Genomic DNA, 312 nt, shown 5'->3' with positions numbered 1-312 from the left:
TCTTGTTCCCGGAGATGATCGCCAGCGATGTCGTCATCACCAACTCCCGAGGGCTGCACGGCATTCCGATTGCCGAGCATATCCTGGGCGTGATGATCATCCTGGCCCGCCAGCTCCACGTGGCCTACCGCCATCAGCTCGAAGGCAAGTGGCCGCGCCGCGAGATGTTTGACCTGTACCCGACCTTTTCCGAATTGTACGGTCACACGGCCGGGATCATCGGGCTGGGCGGTATCGGCCTGGCGGTTGCCGAGCGGGTCAAGGCCATGGGTATGCGGGTGATCGCCACCAAGCGCCGGGTCGAGGCCGTGC

General features: G+C 64.1%; 1 protein-coding gene. It reads left to right on the top strand.

Annotated elements, in window-relative coordinates; all coding sequences use genetic code 11:
• Positions 1 to 312, top strand: a 312-nt coding sequence (locus J4F42_22570) for a hypothetical protein (protein ID MCE2488308.1), incomplete at both ends; no start/stop codon positions are given.

This window comes from Desulfurellaceae bacterium, from assembly GCA_021296095.1.
Taxonomy (GTDB): domain Bacteria; phylum Desulfobacterota; class Binatia; order Bin18; family Bin18; genus JAAXHF01.
The sequence above is the reverse complement of the archived record's forward strand: the minus strand, read 5'-3'. Positions and strand labels throughout refer to the sequence as shown.